1 protein-coding gene is annotated in these 245 nt (G+C 64.5%); it reads left to right on the top strand.

The features are described 5' to 3' along the window. On the top strand, positions 1–245 hold a 245-nt coding region (locus tag ACYPYD_RS22350), incomplete at both ends, for a transposase (protein WP_459665610.1).

The following is a 245-nucleotide window of genomic DNA, read 5'->3' as shown; positions in this document are numbered from 1 at the left end:
CAGGCAGCCAAGCTGTGCCATATGGCCCATGTCCTCATGGAGAACCGCAATGGCCTCGTAGTCGATGCGATCCTCACCCACGCGACCGGCACCGCCGAACGCGAGGCCGCACTGACCATGCTGGGCCGGATGGAAGGGCGCCATCGGATCACGCTGGGCGCGGACAAGAACTACGACACCGCCGCCTTCGTCGAGGCATTGCGCGAGATGGACGTCACCCCGCACGTGGCCCAGAATAACACCAA

The sequence above is a fragment of the Novosphingobium sp. 11B genome, from assembly GCF_054589055.1.
This window is presented reverse-complemented; position numbering and strand designations above follow the sequence as displayed.